The 4,956-nt window shown below is 39.7% G+C and carries 5 protein-coding genes; 3 read left to right on the top strand and 2 right to left on the bottom strand.

The annotated features are described in order from the left end of the window. Window positions 1-434: 434 nt before the first annotated feature. From R7P64_RS24025 to R7P64_RS24015, 3 genes are all read left to right on the top strand, one after another. Window positions 435-842: a hypothetical protein gene (locus R7P64_RS24025; protein ID WP_318124096.1), complete on the top strand. Its 408-nt coding sequence runs from the start codon at window positions 435-437 to the stop codon at window positions 840-842. A 174-nt stretch (window positions 843-1,016) separates the two neighbouring features. Further along, a complete protein-coding gene (locus R7P64_RS24020) occupies window positions 1,017-1,379 on the top strand; it encodes a hypothetical protein (protein WP_318124094.1) in 363 nt (120 codons plus the stop codon). Between the two features lie 10 nt (window positions 1,380-1,389). Then, window positions 1,390-2,580, top strand: coding sequence for a site-specific integrase (locus R7P64_RS24015; protein WP_318124091.1), 1,191 nt, complete (start codon window positions 1,390-1,392; stop codon window positions 2,578-2,580). Window positions 2,581-2,692: 112 nt separating this feature from the next. Here R7P64_RS24015 and R7P64_RS24010 read toward each other — a convergent pair whose 3' ends face one another. Both R7P64_RS24010 and R7P64_RS24005 read right to left on the bottom strand, forming a co-directional pair. Beyond that, window positions 2,693-3,469, bottom strand: coding sequence for an HNH endonuclease (locus R7P64_RS24010; RefSeq protein WP_039452983.1), 777 nt, complete (start codon window positions 3,467-3,469; stop codon window positions 2,693-2,695). Between the two features lies 1 nt (window position 3,470). After that, window positions 3,471-4,823 (bottom strand): AAA family ATPase, encoded by a 1,353-nt coding sequence (locus R7P64_RS24005; RefSeq protein ID WP_318124087.1) that lies wholly within the window; start codon window positions 4,821-4,823, stop codon window positions 3,471-3,473. Window positions 4,824-4,956 lie beyond the last annotated feature (133 nt).

Below are 4,956 nucleotides of genomic sequence, written 5' to 3'. Positions count from 1 at the left end.
GAGATGTTGAGATGGTAGAAAATGGGGGGTAGCTGGAGCAATGCCTATTCATTGAAATCTTCAAGATGCAAATATCAAAATTAAAAAATGTGACATAGTGCAACAAATGTATTGAATTAATATTTTTTTGTGGTAGATTGAAAGAAGTGGCATATATAGTTTGCTGCACAATAGGTCAGTTGGAAATGGTTCTAACTGATTTTATAAATAAGTATCAGGTGATAAATGAAAAAGATTGATGAAATAGGTAAACAGCAAACTTGTAGCTGATCTCACTCGCAATTACTTTTATGTTATCACCGCCGTCATGGCGGTTTTTTCATTTTGGGCCCAATGAGACCCCCAAGGCAGATACAGATAGGAAATGCAATGCGTAAATTCAACCATCAATGCTCTCCGAATGGAGGTGCTATTCATTAAACAAAGGAGTTAATATGACCCAATCAAAAAATATCAATATCAAAGTTGAAAGCAAATCAGATAGACTCAGCCGAATGGCTCAGGAATACCGAAACGCCCTCAATGAATTTCAGAATCGTGATGATATTTTTGAAATATCCTATTACGCGAATGATATCGTAGAAAAAAACCTTCTCGGGTATTACCTAAAAATGACTAGTTCATATCCTGTTCTGTCATGCGAGAATGAGAAACAATTTTTAGTTTGTTATAAGTCAGATAGCTTGAAGCAAATCACCGATGACTTGGAGCATTACTCAAGAATTATCACTAACGTTAGAAAGTGCAGCAAAGACGATTACGACGCTGAAGAAATTCACGCCTATTTTGATCGAATCAAAAAAATAAAGAGCCAGGTTGTGAACGCTCTAACCTTCCATTAAGTTTAAATATGTTGAACAACGGAAATGACGGTTTTTTCATTGCTGTTAGAATAATGAGTCACTAGTTTAGGCTGGAAATAATTCTGGCCTCTAATATTCTATATTATTACCCCGAATCATCCGTGAAATCAAAAATATATTAACTCTATGATACTGATAATCATGGAGTTAATTATGATTAAGCTAAACAATCTTCAACAAATCACAACCCTACCAATCACCACCACCTTACAAGAACAAATAAAATCCATACTCACCGGACCATTTCACGATGAAGCAGAAACCCAACAAGCATGGGATGAGCTGCAATGTGAACTCTGGTTTCTCACATCAAAATCCGAGCTCTCTGCCGTCGTCGTCGACGATATCGAAATGCTAAAACGAGCATTGACCTACACCGAATTCGAAGACGATCTGGACTATGGAGCAGTACTCACCCTGAGCATTGTCGAGGACTCTGGTAAGGGTATCTACCTACTGATGCCTAAGACACTACTCACCGAACTACGCGAATACTTCTCCATCGAGAATGACTAAGGAGGCAGCGATGCAATCCCGAAAATTCAAATTCAATAAACGCCAACTCGACTCACTACCACCGACGCCGCCGTCGAGCAAAAGTAAGGAAACAGAATACACAGACGAACTCTGTTCTGGCCTCAAGATGATCGTCAACCGTCAAGGTCGGAAGCGTTTCTTGTTCAGGTACACCCTGCATGGAACTAAGAAATCCATCCAGCTAGGCGAGTATCCAGCATTAGACATCAACACTGCTCGCCAGATTGCCAATGACCATAAACGGGAAATAGCTCTAGGTAATGATCCCAAGGCTATTCGTGATGAGAAGCGCAACGTCCTTACGTTCCAGGAGTTCTCAGAGCTGCACTACTTACCCTACGCAATGATGAATAAGCTCACCGCTAAAAGTGATGCAGGTAGTCTCAAGCTTCATTTCTATCCGAAGTGGGGCAAGAAACCGCTTACTGATATCGGTCAACAGGACATTCAGAAATTGCTAGATGGATTACTAGAAGGTAGGAAACCTGCAACGGTGAACCGTCTACGTTCCTTGGTCCTTCGCATGTTCAGACTGGCAATGGAATGGGGATTCGTGGACAAGAATCCCGGCCAGTACATACGGAAACTTAAGGAAAACAATGTAAGACAGCGATTCCTGTCACGGGCTGAGGTTTCAGCCTTCATCAAGGCGTGTAACGAAGAACCCAATCGCACCCAAGCTAATGCGCTGAAATTCGCTCTGCTTACTGGGATGCGAATCGGGGAAATCACCAGCTCAAAATGGGAATGCCTTACCGTCGACGACGACGGCAATTGTAGCCTGTTTCTACCACACACTAAGTCGGGGCTGTCGAGAACGGTCCTACTCAATCATTTAGCTAAGGAAGTCATCCATGATCAACGACGATTTCAACAACCGAAGAACCCCTATATCTTTGCCGGAGATGCACGCGGTAGACCTATCGCTCATCCGAAGAAGGCTTTCGCCAGAATCAAGAAAGCTGCCGGGATTACAGACAACTTCCGAATTCATGATTTGAGGCATAGCTTCGCATCGATCCTCATAAACAGCGGAAATGCCACGCTCTATGATGTTCAGCATTTGTTGGGGCATCAGTCTCCGCAAACCAGCACCAGATATGCTCATTTGGCTAGTTCAAGGCTGAGGGAGGTAAGTGCTAATGTGGCGGAGTTGGTGGGAGATGTGAGTAACGGATAGTCTAGAAGCAGTGAGTATGTAGCTCGCTGTTTTTTTTTGCTAGTTAATTATCATTTCATTTTACAATCAGTTTTTCAGTGTAGGCAATCCTACATCTAATAATGCTCAAAAGCTATTTGTACATTGAAAATCGCCCTGTAGGCAGTCTATCAGGATTATCATGAGGGTGGACGCATGAATGAGTCTTTTGGTCAAAACAACCACTAGCGCGAGTTCCAGAAATTGAATCAACAAAGATTTTTTTCATGTCGTCATGTTCAGAGAAAACAGTCATCCAAACACTAAAATATCCAGTTGTAACCATCTGCATTGCAATCATTTCTCGTATATGTACATTGTGTTTGTCCTGTAGATATATGTTTAATTGAACCTCAGCTGTTCCCCAAGCCTCCATTCTCTGGTTAATTCTATCTTGAGCAATTAGTTTACCATTTTCATCGAAAGTTTCTCTTGATGTTTTATCTAATCCAGTCAGCCTTAAGGTATTTATTGCTAGGCTTTGCATAACCACATTGTTATTTTTATTTACGTATATCTTACCATCTGGCTCATAAATAAATGCTTTGAAAGTGTTGTCTCTATCGGGGAAAAGAAGATAATCAAAGAATACCCCTTTACTACCTTTCGCTGAGTTACAATTAACACAAGCTAGTAAAAAATTATCCCACCTTCCAATTAACGTCGGATGATTATATTTACCTTTTTTAGGCTGTATATGCTCCACAGCTAAACTTTGAGTGATTACTCGTTCACAATAGCTACAGTAAGCAGCTTTATGACTGCCATTTATCATTCCTGAGCTAAAGCGAGAAATTAAATCTGTTTTCGCATCAGAGTAATCTGAATAATCACCGCTAACAGGAGAAGATCCTTTTTTAAACGGTCTCATTTTAAGACCTAAACTTAGAAAGATACTGTAGCTCCAGAAATGCTTGATAAGCTGGGTTTTCTGCATAAAGTCCCGTAATACTTGCCAAGCGTTTTTTAAACTCTTCTTGTTTATCTTTTGGTGTACCTTGAACTTCGCTCAAATCCTGCATGAAACCCTTCGCAGCCTCTTTCATATCTCTATATTTTCTTGAAGTTGTTGGGTGCTCAACTCCCATATTAATGGAGATGTCTTCTATACTTTTATTTTTAAATTCAAGCAGAGGCTCTCCGTCCATCTTTATTATTTCATTGCCACTTCGTAAAGACTGAATCAAAAATGGAGAGTGCGTAGTACATATAAATTGAATGCTAGGAAATGTAGTTCTAAGAGCTTCAATAATTACTCTTTGCCATTTAGGGTGTAGGTGTAGATCTAGTTCATCAATTAAAATAACACCTTTAGTTTCATGACAAATGCTTTCTCCTAAATGTGGATTAAGAATTGCTGCTCTCCTAGCTATATCGCAGAATAAGCCTAATATAGTTCTTTGTCCGTCACTTAGATGCTCAAATGGTGTTGATGTTCCATCTTCAAAACGTACCATCACTCTAGATTCTTCAAAATCAAAACCAAAACCAATACAATTTTCTAAAGCCCCTTTCGCTGCCATTTCAATTGCAGACTTTAGCGGGCTTGGTGTTTTCTTTTGAAGAGCTGCTAACTCTAGTTTAAGTAACCACTCTACAAGAGCTTTATCATTTACTCCCGTATGAAAGCAATCAACATATGGCTCGAACCTAGAGTATTGTTTCATTGCTGTATTTTTTACGTCTATATCACCTTCAGACATCCACAATCTGTCACATTCATAAAATGCAATTACAGGTAAATCAAACTGTTTTCCTTGCTCTATGTGACGCATAACATCACTGCCTAAGGTCGATAAATTAAGGGGATATTCCTTTTCTGAATAAGATCCACCATCACGACTCTCGTATCGAATTCCACCAGTAAAAAATGTTTGTTCCTCCCCTTCGGCTCGGTAACGAGTCCAATCAACCATCCCATTAACGGTATATCCAAGTCGGCTTATGATGGGAAAAATACCATGTGCACTAATTGATGTTTTCTTTGTTTTGTCAAAGCGTCCATCTTGTTCGATTTCTCGAATCTCATTATCTTCAATTGGTCGAAGATTTTTCCTATCCTTTATGTATGCATGAGCCCAGCCAGCAAGTGAAATGGCTAACCCTTTGAGGAGAGTACTTTTACCGCTACCATTTACGCCAACTATTAGATTAAATTCGGGGTTAAATTCAAATTGTTCATCAGAGAACAGTTTAAAATTCTTCAACGTTATACGCGTGATCATGACTCTATGATTTATGAGGAAGGTTTTAGTAACTTTAACATAAATTTTGTTGAAGTTGACTCTTCAATATATCGTGAGACGAACAAAGCCATCATGCCTTTTATGTGCGTTATGCTGTATCTTCCAACCCACA

The sequence above is a fragment of the Vibrio sp. 2304 genome, from assembly GCF_033339475.1.
Taxonomy (GTDB): Bacteria; Pseudomonadota; Gammaproteobacteria; order Enterobacterales; family Vibrionaceae; genus Vibrio; species Vibrio alginolyticus.
The sequence above is the reverse complement of the archived record's forward strand: the minus strand, read 5'-3'. Positions and strand labels throughout refer to the sequence as shown.